Annotated in this window: 19 protein-coding genes; 4 read left to right on the forward strand and 15 right to left on the reverse strand. The window is 70.0% G+C overall.

Annotation, left to right across the window (positions count from 1 at the left end; translation table 11 throughout):
* Nucleotides 1–214 precede the first annotated feature (214 nt).
* The 4 genes from N542_RS0107345 to N542_RS0107360 all read left to right on the forward strand — a co-directional run bounded on the left by N542_RS0107345 (nucleotide 215) and on the right by N542_RS0107360 (nucleotide 5,191).
* The gene (locus N542_RS0107345; RefSeq protein WP_028643373.1) at nucleotides 215–2,158 is read left to right on the forward strand and encodes a 2-oxoacid:acceptor oxidoreductase subunit alpha; all 1,944 of its coding nucleotides are present in this window, start codon (nucleotides 215–217) and stop codon (nucleotides 2,156–2,158) included.
* Between the two features lie 29 nt (nucleotides 2,159–2,187).
* Complete coding sequence (locus N542_RS0107350; RefSeq protein ID WP_028643374.1) at nucleotides 2,188–3,270, forward strand: 2-oxoacid:ferredoxin oxidoreductase subunit beta; 1,083 nt, start codon at nucleotides 2,188–2,190, stop codon at nucleotides 3,268–3,270.
* Nucleotides 3,271–3,348: 78 nt separating this feature from the next.
* Nucleotides 3,349–4,260: an EamA family transporter RarD gene (gene rarD / locus N542_RS0107355; protein WP_028643375.1), complete on the forward strand. Its 912-nt coding sequence runs from the start codon at nucleotides 3,349–3,351 to the stop codon at nucleotides 4,258–4,260.
* An 82-nt stretch (nucleotides 4,261–4,342) separates the two neighbouring features.
* Nucleotides 4,343–5,191 carry an SDR family NAD(P)-dependent oxidoreductase gene (locus N542_RS0107360; protein ID WP_036506640.1) on the forward strand — a complete coding sequence of 283 codons (849 nt, stop codon included), beginning with the start codon at nucleotides 4,343–4,345 and terminating at the stop codon, nucleotides 5,189–5,191.
* 58 nt (nucleotides 5,192–5,249) lie between these two features.
* Here the strand turns inward: N542_RS0107360 and N542_RS0107365 are convergent, their stop codons facing one another.
* The 15 genes from N542_RS0107365 to N542_RS0107435 form a co-directional block, all read right to left on the reverse strand.
* On the reverse strand, nucleotides 5,250–6,251 hold the full coding sequence (locus N542_RS0107365) for a polyprenyl synthetase family protein (RefSeq protein WP_028643377.1): 1,002 nt from the start codon (nucleotides 6,249–6,251) through the stop codon (nucleotides 5,250–5,252).
* On the reverse strand, nucleotides 6,251–7,852 hold the full coding sequence (gene nuoN, locus N542_RS0107370; RefSeq protein ID WP_028643378.1) for an NADH-quinone oxidoreductase subunit NuoN: 1,602 nt from the start codon (nucleotides 7,850–7,852) through the stop codon (nucleotides 6,251–6,253). Before nuoN ends, N542_RS0107365 begins: the two co-directional genes overlap by 1 nt.
* Nucleotides 7,852–9,381, reverse strand: coding sequence for an NADH-quinone oxidoreductase subunit M (locus N542_RS0107375; RefSeq protein ID WP_028643379.1), 1,530 nt, complete (start codon nucleotides 9,379–9,381; stop codon nucleotides 7,852–7,854). The genes nuoN and N542_RS0107375 overlap by 1 nt, the downstream gene beginning before the upstream one ends.
* Entirely contained in the window at nucleotides 9,378–11,309 is a 1,932-nt protein-coding gene (gene nuoL, locus N542_RS0107380) for an NADH-quinone oxidoreductase subunit L (RefSeq protein WP_051551477.1), read from the reverse strand. Before nuoL ends, N542_RS0107375 begins: the two co-directional genes overlap by 4 nt.
* Before the next feature lie 12 nt (nucleotides 11,310–11,321).
* Complete coding sequence (gene nuoK, locus N542_RS0107385; RefSeq protein ID WP_028643381.1) at nucleotides 11,322–11,621, reverse strand: NADH-quinone oxidoreductase subunit NuoK; 300 nt, start codon at nucleotides 11,619–11,621, stop codon at nucleotides 11,322–11,324.
* Nucleotides 11,618–12,448 (reverse strand): NADH-quinone oxidoreductase subunit J, encoded by an 831-nt coding sequence (locus N542_RS0107390; RefSeq protein WP_028643382.1) that lies wholly within the window; start codon nucleotides 12,446–12,448, stop codon nucleotides 11,618–11,620. The genes nuoK and N542_RS0107390 overlap by 4 nt, the downstream gene beginning before the upstream one ends.
* On the reverse strand, nucleotides 12,448–13,032 hold the full coding sequence (nuoI, locus tag N542_RS0107395) for an NADH-quinone oxidoreductase subunit NuoI (RefSeq protein WP_051551478.1): 585 nt from the start codon (nucleotides 13,030–13,032) through the stop codon (nucleotides 12,448–12,450). Before nuoI ends, N542_RS0107390 begins: the two co-directional genes overlap by 1 nt.
* Entirely contained in the window at nucleotides 13,032–14,333 is a 1,302-nt protein-coding gene (gene nuoH / locus N542_RS23805) for an NADH-quinone oxidoreductase subunit NuoH (protein WP_051551479.1), read from the reverse strand. The genes nuoI and nuoH overlap by 1 nt, the downstream gene beginning before the upstream one ends.
* Nucleotides 14,330–16,762: an NADH-quinone oxidoreductase subunit G gene (locus N542_RS0107405; protein ID WP_028643384.1), complete on the reverse strand. Its 2,433-nt coding sequence runs from the start codon at nucleotides 16,760–16,762 to the stop codon at nucleotides 14,330–14,332. Before N542_RS0107405 ends, nuoH begins: the two co-directional genes overlap by 4 nt.
* Nucleotides 16,759–18,069 (reverse strand): NADH-quinone oxidoreductase subunit NuoF, encoded by a 1,311-nt coding sequence (gene nuoF / locus N542_RS0107410; RefSeq protein ID WP_028643385.1) that lies wholly within the window; start codon nucleotides 18,067–18,069, stop codon nucleotides 16,759–16,761. The genes N542_RS0107405 and nuoF overlap by 4 nt, the downstream gene beginning before the upstream one ends.
* The gene (gene nuoE, locus N542_RS0107415) at nucleotides 18,062–18,814 is read right to left on the reverse strand and encodes an NADH-quinone oxidoreductase subunit NuoE (RefSeq protein WP_028643386.1); all 753 of its coding nucleotides are present in this window, start codon (nucleotides 18,812–18,814) and stop codon (nucleotides 18,062–18,064) included. The genes nuoF and nuoE overlap by 8 nt, the downstream gene beginning before the upstream one ends.
* On the reverse strand, nucleotides 18,811–20,163 hold the full coding sequence (locus N542_RS0107420; RefSeq protein WP_028643387.1) for an NADH-quinone oxidoreductase subunit D: 1,353 nt from the start codon (nucleotides 20,161–20,163) through the stop codon (nucleotides 18,811–18,813). Before N542_RS0107420 ends, nuoE begins: the two co-directional genes overlap by 4 nt.
* Nucleotides 20,163–20,888 (reverse strand): NADH-quinone oxidoreductase subunit C, encoded by a 726-nt coding sequence (locus N542_RS0107425; protein WP_028643388.1) that lies wholly within the window; start codon nucleotides 20,886–20,888, stop codon nucleotides 20,163–20,165. The genes N542_RS0107420 and N542_RS0107425 overlap by 1 nt, the downstream gene beginning before the upstream one ends.
* Nucleotides 20,885–21,439 carry a NuoB/complex I 20 kDa subunit family protein gene (locus N542_RS0107430; RefSeq protein ID WP_028643389.1) on the reverse strand — a complete coding sequence of 185 codons (555 nt, stop codon included), beginning with the start codon at nucleotides 21,437–21,439 and terminating at the stop codon, nucleotides 20,885–20,887. Before N542_RS0107430 ends, N542_RS0107425 begins: the two co-directional genes overlap by 4 nt.
* An 82-nt stretch (nucleotides 21,440–21,521) precedes the next feature.
* Nucleotides 21,522–21,881, reverse strand: a complete 360-nt coding sequence (locus tag N542_RS0107435; RefSeq protein WP_028643390.1) for an NADH-quinone oxidoreductase subunit A — start codon at nucleotides 21,879–21,881, stop codon at nucleotides 21,522–21,524.
* Between the last annotated feature and the right edge of the window lie 355 nt (nucleotides 21,882–22,236).

Genomic DNA, 22,236 nt, shown 5'->3' on the forward strand with positions numbered 1-22,236 from the left:
ACGATGTGCCGCTGATCACGGATCCACCAGGGGAGATGCGCCGGGTGGCCGCGACCGGCCGACTATCGTGGGAAGCCGGGCGAGGCGGCATCCGCGCGCGAAACTGGAACGTGTTCCAGTTTCCTACGTACCCTGAGTACGATCGAGGGGTCGCCCGCCGCCATGGGGCCGCAGGCGCGACCACAAGCACGCAACAGAGGGATGTGGGCGCACAGTGTCCAAGCAGGTCAAGCAGCTCGACCGGGTGATCATCCGGTTCGCGGGCGACTCCGGTGACGGCATGCAGCTGACCGGTGACCGGTTCACGCAGGAATCGGCCGTCTTCGGCAACGACCTGGTGACGCTGCCGAACTTCCCCGCCGAGATCCGAGCCCCCCAGGGCACCCTGCCGGGCGTCTCGTCGTTCCAGGTGCACTTCGCCGACCACGACATCCTGACCGCGGGCGACGCCCCGGACGTGCTCGTCGCGATGAACCCGGCTGCCCTGAAGGCCAACCTCGGCGACCTCCCGAAGGGCGCGGCGATCATCGTCGACACCCACGACTTCACCGGCCGCAACCTGACCAAGGCGGGCTACGACGCCAACCCCCTCGACGGGCTGGGCGACGCCGGCTCACCGCTGGGCGAGTTCTCCGTGCACCCGGTCGACCTGACCGGCATGACGGTCGAGGCGGTCAAGGAGTTCGGCCTGTCGCGCAAGGACGCGGCCCGCGCGAAGAACATGTTCGCGCTCGGTCTGCTGTCGTGGATGTACGGACGCCCGATCGAGTCCACCATCAGCTTCCTGCAGAAGCGGTTCGCGAAGGTCGCCGACATCCGCGACGCCAACATCACCGCGTTCAAGGCCGGCTGGAACTTCGGCGAGACCACCGAGACCTTCGTGGTGCAGTACGAGATCAAGCCCGCCCCGATGTCGGCCGGCACCTACCGCAACATCACCGGCAACCTGGCCCTGTCGTACGGCCTGGTCGCCGCGGGCGTGCAGTCCGGGCTCCCGGTCTTCCTGGGCTCCTACCCGATCACGCCGGCCTCCGACATCCTCCACGAGCTGAGCAAGCACAAGGCGTTCGGCGTCACGACGCTGCAGGCCGAGGACGAGATCGCCGGCGTGGGTGCCGCGATCGGCGCCTCCTTCGCCGGCTCGCTCGGCGTGACGACCACGTCCGGTCCGGGCATCGCCCTCAAGTCCGAGGCCATCGGCCTGGCCGTGATGACCGAGCTCCCGCTGCTGGTCATCGACGTCCAGCGCGGCGGTCCCTCGACCGGCCTGCCGACCAAGACCGAGCAGGCCGACCTCCTCCAGGCGATGTTCGGGCGCAACGGCGAGGCCCCCGTCCCGATCGTCGCCCCGCAGTCGCCCGGCGACTGCTTCGACGCCGCCATCGAGGCGGCCCGGATCGCGATCACCTACCGCACGCCGGTGATGCTGCTCTCCGACGGCTACCTCGCCAACGGCTCCGAGCCGTGGCGCATCCCCGAGATCGACGACCTGCCGGTCATCGATCCCAAGTTCGCGACCGAGCGCAACCAGACGGTCACGGCGAAGGACGGCTCCGACGTCGAGGAGTACTGGCCCTACCTGCGTGACGAGGAGACCCTCGCCCGCCCCTGGGCCATCCCCGGCACGCCCGGCCTCGAGCACCGCATCGGTGGTCTCGAGAAGGGCGACGGCCACGGCAACATCTCCTACGACCCGGCCAACCACGACCTCATGGTCCGCACCCGGCAGGCCAAGGTCGACCGGATCGCCGAGTCGCTCCCGCCGCTGGTCGTCGACGACCCGTCCGGTGAGGCCAAGGTCCTGGTGATCGGCTGGGGCTCGACGTACGGCCCGATCGGCGCCGGCTGCCGTCGCGTCCGCAAGGCCGGATACCAGGTCGCCCAGGTGCACCTGCGCCACCTCAACCCGTTCCCGAAGGACCTCGGCGAGATCCTCAAGCGCTACGACAAGGTCCTGTGCCCCGAGATGAACCTCGGCCAGCTCAGCCTGCTGCTGCGCGGCAAGTACCTCGTCGACGCCATCGGCTACAACCAGGTCAACGGCATGCCCATCAAGGCCGCCTCGCTCGCCGAGGCCATCGGCGGCCTGGTCGCCGAGGCCGAGGGCATCACCGTCGACCTCACGTCCTCTCCCATCGCCGAGGAGGCGAGCAAGTGACCACCACGTCCACCAGCAGCACCGAGAACCTGCCCTTCCCCGGCCTGCGATCCGGCGTCGAGCTGGTCCCGACCAACGACCAGCCCCAGACCAGCAAGGAGTACACCTCCGACCAGGAGGTCCGATGGTGCCCCGGGTGCGGCGACTACGCCGTGCTCAAGGCCGTCCAGGGCTTCCTGCCGGAGCTCGGGCTGCGCCGCGAGAACATCGTCTTCGTCTCCGGCATCGGCTGCTCCTCGCGGTTCCCGTACTACCTCGACACCTACGGCATGCACTCGATCCACGGTCGCGCGCCGTCGATCGCCACCGGCATCGCCACCGCCCGCGAGGACCTGTCGGTGTGGGTCGTCACCGGTGACGGCGACGCTCTCTCGATCGGCGGCAACCACCTGATCCACGCGCTGCGCCGCAACGTGAACATGACGATCCTGCTCTTCAACAACCGGATCTACGGGCTCACCAAGGGTCAGTACTCCCCCACCTCCGAGGCCGGCAAGATCACCAAGTCGACCCCGATGGGCTCCCTGGACCACCCGTTCAACCCGGTGTCGCTCGCACTCGGCGCCGAGGGCTCGTTCGTGGCTCGCACCATCGACTCGGACCGCAAGCACCTCACCTCGGTGCTCTCGGCGGCCGCCGCGCACCGGGGCACCTCCATCGTCGAGATCTACCAGAACTGCCCGATCTTCAACGACGGCGCCTTCGACGCGATCAAGAACAACGACACCAAGGCCGACGCGATCATCCCGCTGGTCCACGGCGAGCCGATCCGCTTCGGCGTCGGGGGCGGCAAGGGACTGGTCCGCGACAGCGAGACCGGTGGCGTCAAGATCGTCGAGGTGGGCGCCGAGCCCGGCCAGGTCGGCGAGGACCAGGTCCTGGTCCACGACGCGCACAACCCCGACCCGACCATGGCGTTCGCGATCTCGCGGCTGACCGACTCCGGCTACCTCAACCAGTCGCCGATCGGCATCTTCCGCCAGGTCGAGCGGCCGACGTACGACGACGGCGCCCGCGCCCAGATCGCCTCCTCCCGGGAGGCGGCGCCCGGCACGCCGAGCGAGCGGCTCGCGAACCTCATCGGCGGCGGCGACACCTGGACCGTCGTCTAGCCGTCCCGAGTCCGTCCAGTCGCGGCCGGGCGCCTGCCCGCCCGGCCGTCCGACTGACCGCCCACCTATCCTGAGCCCGTGCCTGACGCCCGCCGTGGATTGCTCTTCGGCGTCGCGGCGTACGCGATGTGGGGCCTCTTCCCGCTCTACTGGCCACTGCTCGAGCCGGCCGGCGCCTTCGAGATCCTGGCCCACCGGGTGCTCTGGTCGTGCCTCACCATGGGCGTGCTCCTGCTGGTGCTCCGGCGGGGGCCGCAGCTGCTCGCGATCTGGCGCGACCGGCGGGTCCGCCTGCTGCTGACGGTGGCCGCGGTCGTGATCAGCGTGAACTGGGCGACCTACATCTGGGGCGTCAACAACGGCCGGGTCGTCGAGACCTCGCTCGGCTACTTCATCAACCCGCTGGTCACGGTCCTGATGGGCGTGCTGATCCTGCACGAGCGGCTGCGCCCGCTGCAGTGGGCCGCGATGGGCATCGCGACGGCGGCGGTCGTCGTGCTCAGCCTCGACTACGGACGGCTCCCGTACGTCGCTCTCGTGCTGGCCTTCTCGTTCGGCAGCTACGGGCTGTGCAAGAAGACGGCCAACGTCGGCGCCACCGATAGCCTCACCTACGAGACGGCCGTGATCGCGCCGTTCGCCCTGGCGTACGTCGCCTGGCTCGGCGCGACAGGTGGCTCGAACTTCGCCAACCACGGCGTCGGCCACTCGCTGCTCTTCGTGACCACCGGGATCGTGACGGCGGTCCCGCTGATCTGCTTCGGCGCCGCCGCGACGAGGGTCTCGATGGTCTCGCTCGGACTGTTGCAGTACCTCGCGCCGGTCCTGCAGTTCGCCCTCGGGGTGCTGTGGTTCCACGAGGACATGCCGGCCGGTCGCTGGGCCGGCTTCGCGCTGGTCTGGATCGCACTGCTGATCTTCACCGTCGAGGCGGTCAACCACCGGCGCCTGCAGCTGCGGCTCACCGTCGAGGCCACGACCGCGGCGTAGGGCCGTCCCCCAGCACCGCGCGGGACCATCTCGGCCGTCGATCGGACGCCGCGAGCCGGCACGCCAGCCCTAGGCTCGGCGCATGAGCGAACAGACGATGGCGGGCCGCACGGTCCTGGTGACCGGCGCGAGCGACGGGATCGGCGCCGAGACGGCCCGGGTGCTGGCCGACCGAGGCGCCACCGTGCACGTCACCGGCCGCTCGGCCGACAAGCTGCGCCCGGTCGCCGAGGCGGTGGGCACTGAGCCGCTGGTCGCGGACTTCTCGCGGCTCGACGACGTACGCCGTCTCGCCGCGCAGGTCGGCGAGCGGGTGGAGGGTCTCGACCTGCTGATGAACAACGCCGGTGGCACCTTCGCCCCGGCAGCGACGACCCACGACGGGCACGAGCCGAACTTCCAGGTCAACCACCTGGCGCCGTACCTGCTCACCCACCTGCTGCGCCCGCAGCTCGCCGCGGCCGGCTCGTCGCTGGTCGTCAACACCTCCAGCGTCGGCAACCTGATGGGCAAGATCGTGCTCGACGACCTCGACTACGAGCACCGACGCGCGTGGGAGTTCCCGGCCTACGGCACCGGCAAGCTGATGAACATCGTCTTCACCCGCGGCATCGCCCAGCGCTGGGCCGCGGACGGCGTCGTCTCGGTCGCCGTGCACCCGGGTCCGGTGGGCAGCTCGTTCGGGCGCGACTCGTGGCTCGTCGGGCTCGCCTACCGCTCACCGCTCAAGCGCTTCGCGACGATCAGCGTCCCCGACGGCGCCGCGCCCCTGATCGCGCTCGCCGAGCGCGGCCCGGACCCGGAGATCAACGGCCGCTACTTCGACCGCTTCAAGGCCGACGGCCGCGAGAGGAAGCAGGCCAGCGACCAGGCGACCATCGACGGGCTGTGGGAGCGGTCCGCGGCACTGGTGGGGTTGAGCGCGGACTAGCGGCTCGCGTTGTGCCGGATCGGCGCGCTGCCGAAGGACGTCTGAGCGCCCGGCGGGCTCAGGCGGTCCGGCCGGCGACGACGTCGGCGAAGGCCTCGAGCGCGGCGCGCACCGGACCCTCGGGCACGGCGACGAGCTGCTGCTTGGCCTCGGCCGCCCGGGCGACGACGTATGCGCGTGCCTGGTCGAGGGCGGGGTGCTTGCGCAGCAGGTCGAGGGCCTCGGCGTGGAGCGCGTCATCGGTGAGCTCACCGGCGAGGAGCTCGAGGAGCCGCGCGTCGGCAGGGTCGGTCGACGCCTGGGCCATCAGCACCGGCAGGGTCGGGACGCCCTCGCGCAGGTCGGTGCCCGGGGTCTTGCCGGACTCACCGGACTCGGAGGCGATGTCGATGATGTCGTCGGAGAGCTGGAAGGCCGAGCCGACGATCTCGCCGTACGCCGTCAGGGCGTCCTCGACCTCGCGGGAGGCGCCGCCGAAGCGGGCGCCGTACCGGGCCGAGGTGGCGATCAGCGAGCCGGTCTTGCCGGCGACGACCTCGAGGTAGTGCTCGAGCGGGTCCTCGCCGGGCTGCGGCGCGACGGTCTCGAGGATCTGGCCCTCGACCAGCCGGGTGAAGGTCCGGGCCTGGATCCGGACCGCGTCGGCGCCGAGCTCGGCGGTCAGCTCCGAGGACTTCGAGAAGAGGAAGTCGCCGGTGAGGATCGCGACGTGGTTGCCCCACCGGGTGTGGGCGGCGTCCGCGCCGCGACGCAGGTCGGCCTCGTCCATCACGTCGTCGTGGTAGAGCGACGCCAGGTGGGTCAGCTCGACGACGCAGGCCGCGGTGATGACCTCGTCGGAGGCGGGGTGGTCACCGAGCTCGGCCGCCAGCAGCACCAGCAGCGGGCGGAACCTCTTGCCGCCGGCCGCCATCAGGTGACTGGCCGTCTCCGTCACGAACGCGGCACGGCTGCGGACGTGTCCGGCCAGCGCCACCTCCACCAGCTCCAGGCGCTCGCGCAGCCGCGCGGCGAGCCCGTCGTCACCGACGGGGAGTGCGAGAGCGGCAGGTCCGGACATCACCTGAGGAATTGTCCAGCATGGCCCGCCAGCGTGAGCACCGGGCCGGGTACGACGCCCAGCACGACCGTGGCGGCCAGCCCGACGGCGATGGTCGCCGAGGTCAGCAGCGACGGACGCGTGACGCTCGCGACCTCACCGTCCGGGAGACCCTCGACGAAGAACATCAGCACGATCACGCGGACGTAGAAGAAGACCGCGATGATGCTGCACAGGATCGCGGCGATCACGACCGGCCACGCACCCGCGGACAGCGCGACCGTGAAGACCGCCCACTTGCCCACGAACCCGGCGGTCAGCGGGATGCCGGCCATCGAGAGCAGGAAGAACGCGAACAGTCCGGCGACCAACGGCGAGCGGCGACCCAGGCCCTGCCAGCGGGCGAAGGTCGTGGCCTCGCCGGACGAGTCGCGCACCAGGGTGACGACGGCGAAGGCGCCGAGCATCGCGAAGCCGTACGTCGTCAGGTAGAAGAGCACGGCCTGCATGGAGGTGACCTCGCCGTCGGACAGGTCCGACGCCTGCTGGACACCGAGGACGCCGGTGAGCAGGAAGCCGGTGTGCGCGATCGAGGAGTAGGCGAGCATCCGCTTCATGTCGGTCTGCACGACCGCCAGCACGGCGCCCACGACCATCGTCAGGATCGCCACCACCCACAGCATCGGCTGCCAGGTCCAGCGCTCCGAGCCGAAGGCCACGTAGAACAGCCGCAGGATCGCACCGAACGCCGCGATCTTGGTGCCGGCCGCCATGAACGCCGTGACCGGGGTGGGCGCGCCCTGGTAGACGTCGGGCGTCCACGAGTGGAACGGCGCGGCACCGACCTTGAAGAGCAGCCCGACGGTCAGCATGCCGATGCCGATGAGCAGCAGCGACTGGTTGCTGAGGTCGTTGCGGACCGCCTCGTTGATGTCGGCGTACTGCATCGACCCGGCGAACCCGTAGGTCAGCGCGACGCCGTACAGGAAGAAGCCGGAGGAGAAGGCACCGAGCAGGAAGTACTTGAGCGCCGCCTCCTGGCTGAGCAGCCGCCGGCGACGCGCGAGACCGCAGAGCAGGTAGAGCGGCAGCGACAGCACCTCGAGCGCCACGAAGAGCGTCAGCAGGTCGTTGGCCGTCGGGAAGAGCATCATCCCGAAGACGGCGAACATCAGCAGCGGGTAGATCTCGGTGTGCTCGAGGCCGATCTTGGAGGCTTGGCGCTCCGCCTCCGTCCCGGGCAGCGCTGCTGCCTGGCCGGCGAACGCGGACACCCCGCCCTCCAGGCGGCGCTCGGCGAAGAGCAGCACGCCACCGAGCGCGACGATCAGGATCAGTCCCCAGAAGAAGACCGCCGGACCGTCGACGGCGATCGTGCCCTCGACGTCGATCGCACCCCGGGCGGCGCCGTCGGCGTGGACGGTCAGGTCGCGGGCGACCACGACGGTCCCGACCAGGGCGGCCACCAGGCCGGCCCCGGCGAGCACGGTCTGCACGATGAAGCGGCGCTCCCGCGGGACGAACGCCTCGATGACGACCCCGATGCAGGCGACCGCGAAGACGAGGACGAGCGGCCAGATGTCGGCGTACTCGATGGTGGGCTTGGTGAAGACGGCGTCCATCAGTGAGCACCTTCCTCTGCCGCGGGGACGGTGGGCGGGTCATCGGAGACCCCGACGTGCTGGAGCAACGAGTCGACGGTCGGGTTGACTGCGTCGAGCATGGGCTGCGGGAAGAAGCCGAAGACGACGAGGGCGGCGAGCAGGGGTACGACGGCGACCAGCTCGCGCCGGCCGAGGTCGAGGATCCCCTCGTCACCGGGCACGGACGGGCCGGTCATGGTGCGCTGGTAGAGCCAGAGCACGTAGACGGCGGCCAGCACGATCCCGGTCACCGCGACCGCACCGACCCACCAGTGGTAGTCGAACGCGGCGATCATCACCAGGATCTCGGACACGAACTGGCTCAGACCGGGGAGGCCGAGCGTGGCCAGGCCGGCGACGAGGAAGAGCCCGGCGAGCACCGGGGTGCGCTTCTCCATCCCGGTGATCTCGCTGATCAGCGAGGTGCCCTTGCGCTTGATCAGGTAGCCCGCGAGCAGGAACAGGGCGGCCGTGCCGACACCGTGGTTGACCATGTAGAGGATCGAGCCGGAGCCGCCCTGGCTGGTGAGCGCGAAGATGCCGAGGGTGATGAAGCCGAAGTGGCTCAGCGAGGTCAGGCCGATCAGGCGCAGGATGTCGTCCTGCCCGATGGCGAGGAACGCGCCGTACACGATCGAGATCAGCGCCAGGGTGATGACGACCGGCGTCGCCCACTGCGAGGCGTTCGGGAAGATCCCCAGGCAGAAGCGCAGCATCCCGAAGGTGCCGATCTTGTCGAGGATGCAGACCAGCAGCACGCTCGTGCCGGGGGTCGCCTTCTCGGTGGTGTCGGCCAGCCAGGTGTGCAGCGGGAAGAGCGGCGCCTTGACGATGAAGGCGATCATGAAGCCGACGAAGAGCCAGCGCTCCCAGGCCGTGCTCATGTCGAGCTGCTGCAGGTCGGAGAGCAGGTACGACGGCGTGCCCGCGTCGGCGGAGACGACGTAGAGACCGATGACCGCGGCGAGCAGCACCAGGCCGCCACCGAGCTGGTACATCAGGAACTTCAGTGCCGCGAAGCCGCGGCCCTCCCTGCCGAAGCCACCGATCAGGAAGTACGCCGGGATCAGCGTCGCCTCGAAGACCACGTAGAAGAGGAAGACGTCGGTCGCGGCGAAGACGCAGAGCGCGAAGCCCTGCAGGGCCAGCGCCCACGCGAAGAACGCCGCCGGGTTGCGGCCGTCGGCCTCGTGCCAGGAGGCCAGGAAGACGACCGGGACCAGCCCGACGGTCAGCAGGATCATCAGCAGGCCGAGCCCGTCGACGCCGAGGGCGTAGTGCACCCCGAACGCCTCGATCCAGGTGTGCGTCTCGGTCAGCTGCATGCCGTCGCCGGCGTGGAACTGCGTGGCGATCACGATGCCGAGCACCGCGGTGACCAGGGAGAAGCCGAGCGCGACCTGCTTGGGCAGCGCGGTCTCCCGACGCGGCTCGGGCACGACGGCGGTGACCAGGGCGCCCACGAGCGGCACCACGATCAGCGCGGTGAGCCAGGGGAAGTCGCTCATCGGAGGTTCACCGCCAGGAGGACAGCGGCGACGAGGATCGCGCCGAGGAGGATGGACAGGGCGTAGGAGCGCACGTAGCCGTTCTGCACGCGGCGGGCGACCCCGGCCAGGGCACCGACCGCGACGGGACCGCCGGTGAGCACGCCGTCGACGGCGTACTTGTCCGTGGCGAGCAGCGCGGTCGTGAGGTGCTTGCCCGGGTTGACCACGAGGGTGTCGTTGATCAGGTTGCCGTAGAGCTCGTTGCGACCGGCGCGGGTCGCGAACGACACGTCCTGCGGAGCCTCGCGCGGTACGTCGCGCCTGCCGACCAGCAGCCAGGCGACCGCGACCCCGACGGCCACGACGAGCACGGCCAGGACGGTCACGGCGAGTGCCGGGATCGGCGGGTCCTCGTGCTCCGGGGTGCCGACGACGGGGGCCAGGAAGTCGACGATCCAGTCGCCGATCAGGAAGACGCCGCCCAGGACGGACAGCGCGGCCAGCACCATCAGCGGGACGGTCATCACCGACGGCGACTCGTGCGGGTGGACGCCCTTCTCCCAGCGCTTGTCGGTGAAGAACGTCATCAGCATCAGTCGCGTCATGTAGAAGCCGGTGACGCCGGCACCGAGCAGCGCGCAGAGGCCGACCAGCCAGTTGTCGGCGAGCGCGGTCTCGATGATCTTGTCCTTGGACCAGAAGCCGGAGAAGCCGGGGAACCCGATGATCGCGAGGTAGCCCATCCCGAACGTCAGGTAGGTCACCGGCATCGCCTTGCGGACCATGCCGTAGTGGCGCATGTCGACGTCGTCGTCCATCCCGTGCATGACCGAGCCGGCGCCGAGGAACATGTTGGCCTTGAAGAAGCCGTGGGTGAGCAGGTGGAAGATCGCGAAGGCGTAGCCGGCGACGCCGAGCCCGGCGGCCAGCATCATGTAGCCGATCTGGCTCATCGTGGAGCCGGCCAGGGCCTTCTTGATGTCGTCCTTGGAGCTACCGATCCAGGCACCCCAGAAGATCGAGATGACCGCGACGACGACCACCGCCGTCTGGGCGTGCGGCGCCAGGTCGAAGATGAAGTTGGAGCGGACGATCAGGTAGACGCCTGCGGTCACCATGGTCGCCGCGTGGATGAGGGCCGACACCGGGGTCGGGCCCTCCATCGCGTCCAGGAGCCAGGCCTGCAGCGGGAACTGGGCCGACTTGCCGCAGGCGCCGAGCAGGAGCAGGAGACCGAGGATCGTCACCGTCGTCGACGACGCCTCACCGGCACCGGCGCTGATCACCGTGAAGCTGGTCGAGCCGAACGTGATGAAGAAGAGCATGATCGCGAGCGAGAGGCCCATGTCGCCGACGCGGTTGATCACGAAGGCCTTCTTGGCCGCCGCGGCAGCGGTGGGCTTGTGCTGCCAGAAGCCGATCAGCAGGTACGACGCCAGGCCGACGCCCTCCCAGCCGAGGAAGAGCCCGAGGTAGTTCTCGGACAGCACGAGCATCAGCATCGCGGCGACGAAGAGGTTGAGGTAGCCGAAGAACCGGCGCCGGCGCGGGTCGTGCGCCATGTAGCCGATCGAGTACACGTGGATCAGCGATCCGACGCCGGTGATCAGCAGCAGGAAGAGCGCCGACAGCGGGTCGTAGAGCAGGTCCATGCCGACGTCGAGGTGGCCGGTCTCGAACCAGGTGTAGAGGTGCTGGCCGATCTGGCGCTTGTCGTCGTCGCGGCCGAGCAGCGAGACGAAGAGCGCCACCGAGATCGCGAAGGAGCCGATCGGGAGCGCGGTGCCGAGCAGGTGACCCCACCGGTCGGTGAACCGGCCACCGATGAGCAGGACCGCGGCACCGGCCAGCGGCAGGGCGATCACCAGCCAGAGCAGGCCGAAGACACCGTCCGCAGCGCTGGGGTCGACGACCGGGATGCCCCCGGCTTCGTGGAATGCGTACATCAGTCAGAACCCCTAGTACTTCAGCAGGCTGGCGTCGTCGACCGAGGCCGAGCGTCGGGTCCGGAAGATCGTCATGATGATCGCGAGCCCGACCACGACCTCGGCCGCAGCCACCACCATCACGAAGAAGGCGGCGATCTGACCGTCGAGGTTGCCGTGCTGCTTGGCGAAGGCGACCAGCGCGAGGTTGGAGGCGTTGAGCATCAGCTCGACGCACATGAAGACCACGATCGCGTTGCGCCGGGTGAGCACCCCGACACAGCCGATGGTGAAGAGGATCGCCGACAGCACGACGTACGCCTGGATGTTCATGCGCCGTCACCCGCCGCCGGTGCTTCCTCGTCGGTCGTGGCCGGCGGGGTGGCCGCGCCGCTGCCCCCGGAGTGCGGGGCCCAGCCGATCTGCTTCTCGATCTCGTCGATGGCGTCGGCCGTCGCCGGGGCCGACCGGATGGTGCCGCGGGCGATGAGCACCCGGGAGACCGAGGTCGGGGCGGCGGTGCCGTCGGGCAGCAGGGCGGGGGTGTCGACCGCGTTGTGGCGGGCGTAGACGCCCGGAGGAGGCAGCGGCCCGATGTGGGTGCCCTTCTCCGCGTAGTCCTTGACCCGCTGGGCGGCGAGCTCGGGCTGGCGCGCCTTCGGCGTGAGGCGCTCGCGGTGGGCGAGCACCATCGCACCGACGGCCGCGGTGATGAGCAGGGCGCTGGTGGTCTCGAACGCGAACACGTAGCGGGAGAAGAGGATGTCGGCGAGCGCCTGGATGTTGCCGGGCGCGTTGGCGTCGTCGAGACCGACCGCCGTGCCGAGCGAGATCTGGCCGAGGCCGACCACCAGCCCGGTGCCGAGCAGGACGCCGGCGCCGATGGCGAGGATCCGCTGGCCACGGATCGTCTCGACGACCGAGTCGGACGCGTCCACGCCGACGAGCATCAGCACGAAGAGGAAGAGCATCAGGATGGCGCCGGTGTAGACGATGATCTGCACCGCGAAGAGGAACGGCGCGTCCAGGGAGGCGTACAGCACCGCCAGCGAGATCATCACGACCGCGAGCAGCAGCGCGGCGTGCACCGCCTTGCGCACGAACAGGATGCCGAGCGCGGCCAGCACCATGATCGGCGCCAGGATCCAGAAGGCGATCATCAGGCGTCACCGGCCGTGGTGGGCGCGGGCGCCGGAGCGCTGAACTCGCCGCGGTAGTAGGCGGCGTCGTCGTCGGCGAGCAGCATCGCGTGCGGCGGCTGCTCCATGCCGGGCAGCAGCGGGGCCAGCAGGTCGGACTTCTCGTAGATCAGGTCGGTCCGGTTGTTGTCGGCCAGCTCGTACTCGTTCGTCATCGTCAGCGCCCGGGTGGGGCAGGCCTCGATGCACAGGCCGCACAGGATGCAGCGCAGGTAGTTGATCTGGTAGACGCGGCCGTAGCGCTCGCCGGGGCTGAAGCGGCCCTCACCGTTGGCGCTCTCGTCGTTGGACGCACCCTCGACGTAGATCGCGTCGGCCGGGCAGGCCCAGGCGCAGAGCTCGCACCCGATGCACTTCTCGAGGCCGTCGGGCCACCGGTTGAGCTGGTGCCGGCCGTGGAACCGGGGCGCGGTCGGCATCTTCTCGAACGGGTACTGCTCCGTCACGACCTTCTTGAACATGGTCCGGAAGGTCACCCCGAAGCCCGCGACCGGGTCCCAGAGCTGCTCCTTCAACGACTTCGACTGATCGTTCGGCTGGGCCATCAGGATTCCCCTCCGGGGACGGTGGAGCTCGAGGAGCTGAAGGTGAGCGGCTGCGCCGGACCGCGTACGGCGCCGCCGGCCGGCATCGGCGGCACGGGGAACCCGCCCGCCCGAGCCTCGGCGGGCGCCGCGGCCTCCTCATCGTCGGAGGCGTCGCTGAAGAAGAAGAGCACCACGAAGAGCGCCGCGAGGACGCCGATGCCGATCATCAGCCAGCGGCGGTCGAGCCCGCCGTCGAGCGAGACCGCGCGGATGGTCGCGACCGCGACGATCCACACCAGTGCGATCGGGATCAGCCGCTTCCAGCCGAACGCCATGAACTGGTCGTAGCGCAGCCGGGGCAGCGAGCCCCGCAGCCAGATGAAGATGAAGACGAAGAAGAGCACCTTGCCGAAGAACCAGATCAGCGGGACGTAGCCCTCGTTGGCTCCGGCCCACACGTGGTCGATCCAGAACGGCGCGTGCCAGCCGCCGAGGAAGAGCGTGGTCGCGAGCGCCGAGACCGTCGCCATGTTGATGTACTCGGCGAGGAAGAACAGCGCGAACTTGAGCGAGCTGTACTCGGTGTGGAACCCACCGACGAGCTCGCCCTCGGCCTCGGGCAGGTCGAACGGCGCGCGGTTGGTCTCACCGATCATGGCGATCACGTAGATGACGAACGACGGCGCGAGGATCAGCCCGAACCACAGGTCGTCCTGGGCCCTCACGATCTCGGAGGTCGACATCGAGCCGGCGTACAGGAAGACCGCGACCAGGGCGAGGCCCATCGCGACCTCGTAGGAGATCATCTGCGCGCTCGAGCGCAGGCCGCCGAGGAGCGAGTACGTCGACCCGCTGGACCAGCCGCCGAGCACGATGCCGTAGATGCCGATGGACGCGATCGCCATCACGAAGAGCACGGCCACGGGCATGTCGGTGAGCTGCAGCGGGGTGCGCTCGCCGAAGAAGTCCACGGTCGGTCCGAACGGGATCACGCTGAAGGTCACGAACGCCGGCACCGTGGCGAGGACGGGCGCGATGATGAAGACCAGCTTGTCGGCCGCCTTGGGCGTGAGGTCCTCCTTGAGCGCGAGCTTCACGCCGTCGGCCAACGACTGCAGCAGGCCGAAGGGTCCGTGCACGTTGGGGCCGATGCGGTGCTGCATCCGCGCGACGACCCGGCGCTCCCACCAGATGTTGAAGAGGGTGAGCAGCACCAGGACCACGAAGATCAGCAGCGTCTTGACGAGGATGACCCACCAGACGTCGTGACCGAAGTCCGACAGGTCATCGGCCGCGAGCGGCAGGACCGGCGCGATCATGCGTTGCCTCCCGTCACGGTGATGCGGCTGCCGGGGGAGGCCAGGTCGGCGAGCACGCCCCTGCCGCCGGAGTTGGCCGGCACCCACACGACGTCGTCGGCGAGGTCGGCGACCTCGGCCGGGAGGGTCACCGAGCCCCGGTCACCGGTGAGGGTGAGCGTCGCGCCGTGGGCGTCGTACGTCGCTGCCGAGACCCGGGCGACCGGGAAGCGGCCGGTGGCGCGGTAGGCCTTGTCGCCGTCCTGCATCGTGCCGTTGTCGACCAGGAGCTTCCACGCCGCGAGGGCGTGACCGGTGGTTGAGGGCGTATGAGGTGCTGTCTCGAGACCGTCGAGGGAGGCGCGCTCGCCGTCCCACGGCCCGATCTGCTCCATCTCCGCGCGCGCCTCGACGACGGTGCGGAAGCCCAGGGGGCTGCCGTGGCCGAGCGCGGCGAGCTCCTCGGCGATGCCGGCCAGGATCCGCAGGTCGGGCAGTGAGCTCGGGCTGGAGAAGACGGCGTCGAACGGACGCGGACGACCCTCCCAGGTGACGAAGGTGCCGGCCTTGTCGGCCACGGGGGCGACCGGGAAGACGACGTCCGCGGCGCGGGTCACGTCGGTCTCGCGGAGCTCGAGCGCGACCACGAACGACGCGGCGGCGATCGCGGCTCGCGTCGCGGCCGGGTCGCTGGTGTCGTCGGGGTCGACGCCACCGACGACCAGTCCCCCGAGCTCGCCGGAGACCAGGGCGGCGACGATCTGGTCCGCGTCGCGGCCGACCGCGTCGGGCAGGTGGTCGACTCCCCACTCGGCGGCGGCGTCCACGCGCGCGGCCGGGTCGGCGACGGGTCGACCGCCGGGCAGCAGGTTGGGCAGGCAGCCGGTCTCGACCGCGCCGCGGTCGCCCGCACGTCGCGGGACCCAGGCCAGTCGGGCGCCGGTACGGCGAGCCAGCGTCACGGCTGCGCTCAGCGCCCCCGGCGCGGTCGCGAGCCGCTCGCCCACGAGGATCACGGCGGTGCTGTCGACGCCGTGCTCGGCGTGCTCGACCAGCGCCTCCAGGGCGGCGGCCTCGTCACCCGGAGCGGTGCGGAGCAGGTGGCCGCTCATCTTCGTGAGCCCGCGGGTGGCGTACGGCGCGATCGCGACGACGCGGGTGGTGCCGTGCATGGTGGCCTTGCGCAGCCGCAGGAAGATCGTCGCGGCCTCGTCCTCGGGCTCGAGCCCGGCGAGGACCACGGTCCCGGCGGACTCGAGGTCGGCGTACGTGACCTCGCTGCGGAGCACGACCTCGGCCGCGAGGAAGGCGGCCTCCTCGGCCGAGAGCGGGCGGGAGCGGAAGTCGACGTCGTTGGTGCCGAGCGAGACGCGCGCGAACTTGCTGTAGGCGTAGGCGTCCTCGGCCGTCACCCGGCCGCCGGTCAGCACGCCGGTGGCTCCGGCCGCCTGCAGTCCGCGGGCCGCGACCGCGAAGGCCTCGGGCCAGGACGCGGGCCGCAGCTCGCCGTCCTCGCGGATCTGCGGGTAGCCGAGCCGGTCGGGCTCGGTCGCGTAGTGGAACGCGAAGCGGTCCTTGTCGCTGATCCACTCCTCGTTGACCTCGGGGTCGTTGCCGGCCAGGCGACGCATCACCCTGCCGCGACGGTGGTCGATCCGGATGGCGGCGCCGCACGAGTCGTGCTCGGCCACACCGGGCGTCGAGACCAGGTCGAACGGGCGGGAGCGGAACCGGTAGTCGGCACTGGTCAGGGCGCCCACGGGGCAGATCTGGATGGTGTTGCCCGAGAAGTACGAGTCGAAGGGCTCGCGCTCGTAGATGCCGACCTGCTGCAGCGCACCCCGCTCGATCAGCGCGATGAACGGGTCTCCGGCGATCTGCTCGGAGAAGCGGGTGCACCGGGCACACAGGACGCACCGCTCGCGGTCGAGCAGCACCTGGGCGGAGATGTTGATCGGCTTGGGGTAGGTCCGCTTCAGGCCGCCACCGGCAGAGAAGCGCGACTCGCCCCGGCCGTTCGACATGGCCTGGTTCTGCAGGGGGCACTCGCCGCCCTTGTCGCAGACCGGGCAGTCCAGCGGGTGGTTGATCAGCAGGAACTCCATGATCCCCTGCTGCGCCTTGTCGGCGACCTCGCTGGTGGCCTGGGTGTTGACGACCATGCCCTCGGCGACCGGGAGGGTGCAGGAGGCCTGCGGCTTCGGGAACCCGCGACCGTTGCCGGCGTCGGGGATGTCGACCAGGCACTGGCGGCACGCTCCGACGGGCGCGAGCAGCGGGTGGTCGCAGAACCGCGGGATCTGGACGCCGACCTGCTCGGCGGCGCGGATCACCAGGGTGTCCTTGGCGACGCTGACCTGGACGCCGTCGATGGTGAGCGTGACCAGGTCGGTCCGGTCCATCTCTGCGCTGCCACCGGTCGAGCCGGTCGATGGGGTCGAGACCGTCATGCGGTCACCTCCTGTCCTGCCCAGGCGGTCGAGCGGGCCGGGTCGAAGGGGCACCCGCCCTCGGTGAGGTGCGCAACGTACTCGTCGCGGAAGTACTTGATCGAGCTCATGATGGGGCTGACCGCACCATCGGCCAGGGCGCAGAACGAGCGGCCCAGGATGTTGTCGCACTGGTCGAGCAGCAGGTCGAGGTCGGCCTCGGTGCCCTGCCCCTTCTCCAGCGCCGTCAGGGTCTGCACCAGCCACCACGTGCCCTCGCGGCACGGGGTGCACTTGCCGCACGACTCGTGCTTGTAGAACTCAGTCCAGCGCAGGGTGGCGCGCACGACGCAGGTGGTGTCGTCGAAGATCTGCAGCGCGCGGGTCCCCAGCATCGAGCCGGCCGCACCGACGCCCTCGAAGTCCAGCGGCATGTCGAGGTGCTCGGCGGTGAGCAGCGGGGTGCTGGAGCCACCGGGCGTCCAGAACTTCAGCTCGTGGCCCTCGCGGACACCGCCCGCGAGGTCGATCAGGGTGCGCAGCGTGATGCCGAGCGGGGCCTCGTACTGCCCCGGCGTCTGCACGTGCCCCGAGAGCGAGAAGATGCCGAAGCCCTTGGACTTCTCGGTGCCCATCGAGGCGAACCACTGCTGGCCGTGGCCGATGATGCTCGGCACCGAGGCGATCGACTCGACGTTGTTGATGACGGTCGGGCTCGCGTAGAGGCCGGCGACGGCGGGGAACGGCGGGCGCAGGCGCGGCTGGCCGCGCCGGCCCTCGAGTCCCTCGAGCAGCGCTGTCTCCTCGCCACAGATGTAGGCGCCGGCGCCGGCGTGCACCACGATGTCGAGGTCGAAGCCCGAGCCGTGGATGTCGGTGCCGAGGTGGCCGGCGGCGTACGCCTCCTCGACCGCGCGCTGCACGCGGCGGATGACGTGCAGCACCTCGCCGCGGATGTAGATGAACGCCTTGTTGGCGCGGATGGCGTAGGAGCTGATGATGACGCCCTCGACCAGCGTGTGCGGGCTGGCCATCATCAGCGGGATGTCCTTGCAGGTCCCGGGCTCGGACTCGTCGGCGTTGACGACGAGGTACTTCGGCTTGGGGTTGTCCTGCGGGATGAAGCCCCACTTCATGCCGGTGGGGAAGCCCGCGCCGCCGCGACCGCGCAGGCCGGAGTCCTTGACCTCGGCGATGACCGCGTCCGGGGTCATGGAGAGCGCCTTGTCGAGCGCGGTGTAGCCGCCACGGGCGGCGTACGACGCGAGCGTCCACGCGCGCTCGTCGCCCCAGTTGTCGGTGAGGACGGGCGTCAGCACATCAGTCATCGCTGGCCTCTTCCTGCTTCGTCTCGGTCTCCGCGCGGGAGGTGTCGGCCTGGGCGACCGCCTCGGCCTTGGTGTCGGCGACACCCTCGCTCGAACCGCTCGCGTCGCTCGGCGGTGCGGTCCAGCCGCGCTCCCGCGCGATGCCGAGACCGACCAGGGACGCCGGGCCGGCCGCGGGGCCGTCGTCGGCGAGGTCGTCGGGGAAGCCGGCGAGGACCCGCTCGGCCTCGCGCCAGGTGACGATGCGCGGGCCGCGCGTCGACTGCACCTCGGTGCCGGAGCGCAGCTCGTCGACCAGGGTGACCGCCGACTCGGGGGTCATGTTGTCCATGAACTCCCAGTTGACCGTCATCACCGGCGCGTAGTCGCAGGCGGCGTTGCACTCGATGTGCTCGAGCGTCACCTTGCCGTCGTCGGTCGTCTCGTCGTTGCCCACGTCGAGGTGGTCCTTGAGCCGCTGGAAGATCTGGTCGCCGCCCATCACCGCGCACAGCGTGTTGGTGCAGACCCCGACGTGGTAGTCGCCGACCGGGCGGCGCTTGTACATCGTGTAGAACGTCGCGACCCCGCTGACGTCGGCGGCGGTGATGCCGAGGACGTCCGCGCAGGCCTCGATGCCCTCGGGGGTGATCCGACCCTCGACCGACTGCACCAGGTGGAGCATGGGCAGCAGGCCCGAGCGCGGCTCCGGGTAGCGGGCGCCGATCGCACGCAGCTCGTCGTACGTCTCCGGGGTCAACGTCATCGGTCGACACCTCCCATCACGGGGTCGATGGACGCGATCGCGACGATGACGTCGGCGACCATGCCGCCCTCGCTCATCACGCTCGTGGCCTGGAGGTTCGTGAACGACGGGTCGCGGAAGTGCGCCCGGAAGGGCCGGGTGCCACCGTCGGAGACGACGTGGGCGCCGAGCTCGCCGCGCGGCGACTCGATCGGCACGTACGCCTGGCCGGCCGGGACCCGGAAGCCCTCGGTGACCAGCTTGAAGTGGTGGATCAGGGCCTCCATCGACTCACCCATGATGTGCCGGATGTGGTCGAGGCTGTTGCCCATGCCGTCACTGCCGATCGCGAGCTGGCTGGGCCAGGCGATCTTCTTGTCGGCGACCATCACCGGCGCCCCGTCGAGCCTGGCCAGCCGGTCGGCGGCCTGCTCGATGATCTTGAGCGACTCCCACATCTCGGCGAGCCGCACGCGGAACCGGCCGTAGGAGTCGGCGGTGTCCCAGGTCTGGACGTCGAAGTCGTAGGTCTCGTAGCCGCTGTAGGGCTGGGTCTTGCGCAGGTCCCACGGGTAGCCGGTGCTGCGGAGCACCGGGCCGGTGAGGCCGAGCGCGAGGCAGCCCTCGAGGTCGAGCACGCCCACGCCCTCGAGCCGGGCCTTGAAGATGGGGTTGGCGTTGCAGAGGTCGGCGTACTCGGGCAGGCGCTTCTTCATCAGGGCGACGAAGCTGCGGATCTCGTCGAGCGCGCCCGGCGGCAGGTCCTGGGCGACGCCACCGGGGCGGATGAACGCGTGGTTCATGCGCAGGCCCGTGATCAGCTCGAAGAGGTCGAGCACGAGCTCCCGCTCGCGGAAGCCGATCGTCATCACGGTCAGCGCGCCGATCTCCATGCCGCCGGTGGCGATGCAGACCAGGTGGGAGGAGATGCGGTTGAGCTCCATGAGCAGGACCCGCATGACCTGGGCCTTCTCGGGGATCTGGTCCTCGATGTCGAGGAGCCGCTCGACGCCGAGCACGTAGGTCATCTCGTTGTAGAACGGCGAGAGGTAGTCCATCCGGGTGCAGAACGTGACGCCCTGGACCCAGGAGCGGTACTCCATGTTCTTCTCGATGCCGGTGTGCAGGTAGCCGATGCCGCAGCGGGCCTCGGTCACCGTCTCGCCCTCGAGCTCGAGGATCAGCCGGAGCACGCCGTGCGTGGATGGGTGCTGCGGGCCCATGTTGACGACGATGCGCTCGTCGGCGCTCTCGTCGTCCATGGCCCCGAGGCCGTCGACGATGGAGTCCCAGTCCTGACCGGTGACGGTGAAGACCTTGCCCTCGGTGGTGTCGCTGCTGCCTGCGTACAGGTCGTCTGTGGTGCTCATCAGCTGTAGGACCTCCGCTCGTCGGGCGGCGGGACCGTCGCGCCCTTGTACTCCACGGGAATGCCGCCCAGCGGGTAGTCCTTGCGCTGGGGGTGGCCCGGCCAGTCGTCGGGCATCAGGATGCGGGTGAGCGCCGGGTGGCCGTCGAAGACGATCCCGAACATGTCGAACGTCTCGCGCTCGTGCCAGTCGTTGGTCGGGTACGTCGCCACGATCGACGGGATGTGCGGGTCGGCGTCGGGCGCGGTGACCTCGAGCCGGATCCGGCGGTTGTGGGTCATCGAGAGCAGGTGGTAGACCGCGTGCAGCTCGGCCCCGGTGTCGGCCGGGTAGTGGACGCCGCTGACGCCCGAGCAGAGCTCGAAGCGCAGCCGCGGCTCATCGCGCAGCACCTTCGCGACGACCGGCAGGTCCTCGCGGCGCACGTGGAAGGTGATCTCGCCGCGGTGGATGACGACCCGCGGGGTCGACGCCTCGAGGCCGGCCTCGGTGGCGGACTGCTCCAGAGCGTCCGCGACCTCGTCGAACCAGCCGCCGTACGGCCGCTGGGCCTCCCCGGGGTAGGTGATGGCCTGGGTGAGGCCGCCGTACCCGCTGGTGTCGCCGGTGCCGCGGCCGCCGAACATGCCCTGGCGTACGCCGACCTGCCGGACCTCGCCGACCGGAGCCGGCACGTTCTCGGGTGACTGCTCGACGGCCGGCTGCTCGGGCGTCTTGTCGCTCATCGGAGCTGGCCCCGCATCTCGGAGGTCGGCAGGGCGCGCAGCGCCTCGGTCTCGAGCGTCTCGATCTCCGCGAGCCGGTTGGCGCCGAGCTTGGTGTGCTGGACCTGGTCGTGCAGCTTGAGGATCGCGTCGATGAGCATCTCGGGCCGCGGCGGGCAGCCGGGGAGGTACATGTCGACGGGCACGACGTGGTCGACACCCTGGACGATCGCGTAGTTGTTGAACATGCCGCCGCTGCTGGCGCACACGCCCATCGCCAGCACGTACTTCGGGTTGGGCATCTGGTCGTAGATCTGACGCAGGACCGGCGCCATCTTCTGGCTCACCCGACCGGCGACGATCATCAGGTCGGCCTGACGCGGGCTGGCCCGGAAGACCTCCATGCCGAAGCGGGCGAGGTCGTACTTCGGGCCGCCGCTGGTCATCATCTCGATCGCGCAGCACGCGAGGCCGAAGGTGGCCGGCCAGAACGACGCCTTGCGCATGTAGCCGGCGACACCCTCGACCGTGGTCAGCAGGACGCCGCTCGGGAGCTTCTCCTCGATGCCCATCAGATGGTCCCTTCCACACCGTCAGGTGCTGCGAGTTGCGAGGCGCCGCGCGGGCGCAGGCAGGTGGAGTGCATCGCAGCCCTCAGTCCCACTCGAGGCCGCCGCGCCGCCACACGTACGCGAAGGCGACGAAGACGGTGGCGATGAAGATGACCATCTCGACCAGCCCGAAGAGCTTCAGGGCGTCGAAGCGCACGGCCCAGGGGTAGAGGAAGATGATCTCGATGTCGAAGACGATGAAGAGCATCGCGGTGATGTAGTACTTCACCGGGAAGCGGCCACCGCCGACCGGCTGGGGTGTCGGCTCGATGCCGCACTCGTAGGAGTCGGCCTTCGCGCGGTTGTAGCGCGAGGGACCCACGAGCGAGCTCATCGCGACGGATCCCACCGCGAACAACGCGGCGAGCAGGGTCAGCGCCAGGACCGGCGTGTAGAGCTCCATGCCTCGCGTTCCCTCCTGCTGTCCACCGCGCCGGACTCGGCCCGGAAGGGCCGATTTGTGACTTTGTGAATTGAATCACTAGTGGCGCGGGACACAGTTAACCACTCCCGTTCTGGCCGCGCACGCGAGGGAGGGCACGACGCGCAGATTGAGGTCGAAGGTCCCGAAAATCCGCGCTGACCTGGGCATTTAGTAAAGGGCGCCATGCCCTAAATCGGCTTGGGCGCCCCGGCGATCGAGCACCGAACGTGCCGCCCGCCGATCGAGCAGCGAAGGCCGCCAGGCCTGAGCGTCGACGAGATCCCCCACGCCAAGGCAGGAGGCGCGCGGGTGCGGGGGTCTCGACGACGCTCGC

This window comes from Nocardioides sp. URHA0020 (assembly GCF_000620705.1).
GTDB lineage: Bacteria > Actinomycetota > Actinomycetes > Propionibacteriales > Nocardioidaceae > Nocardioides.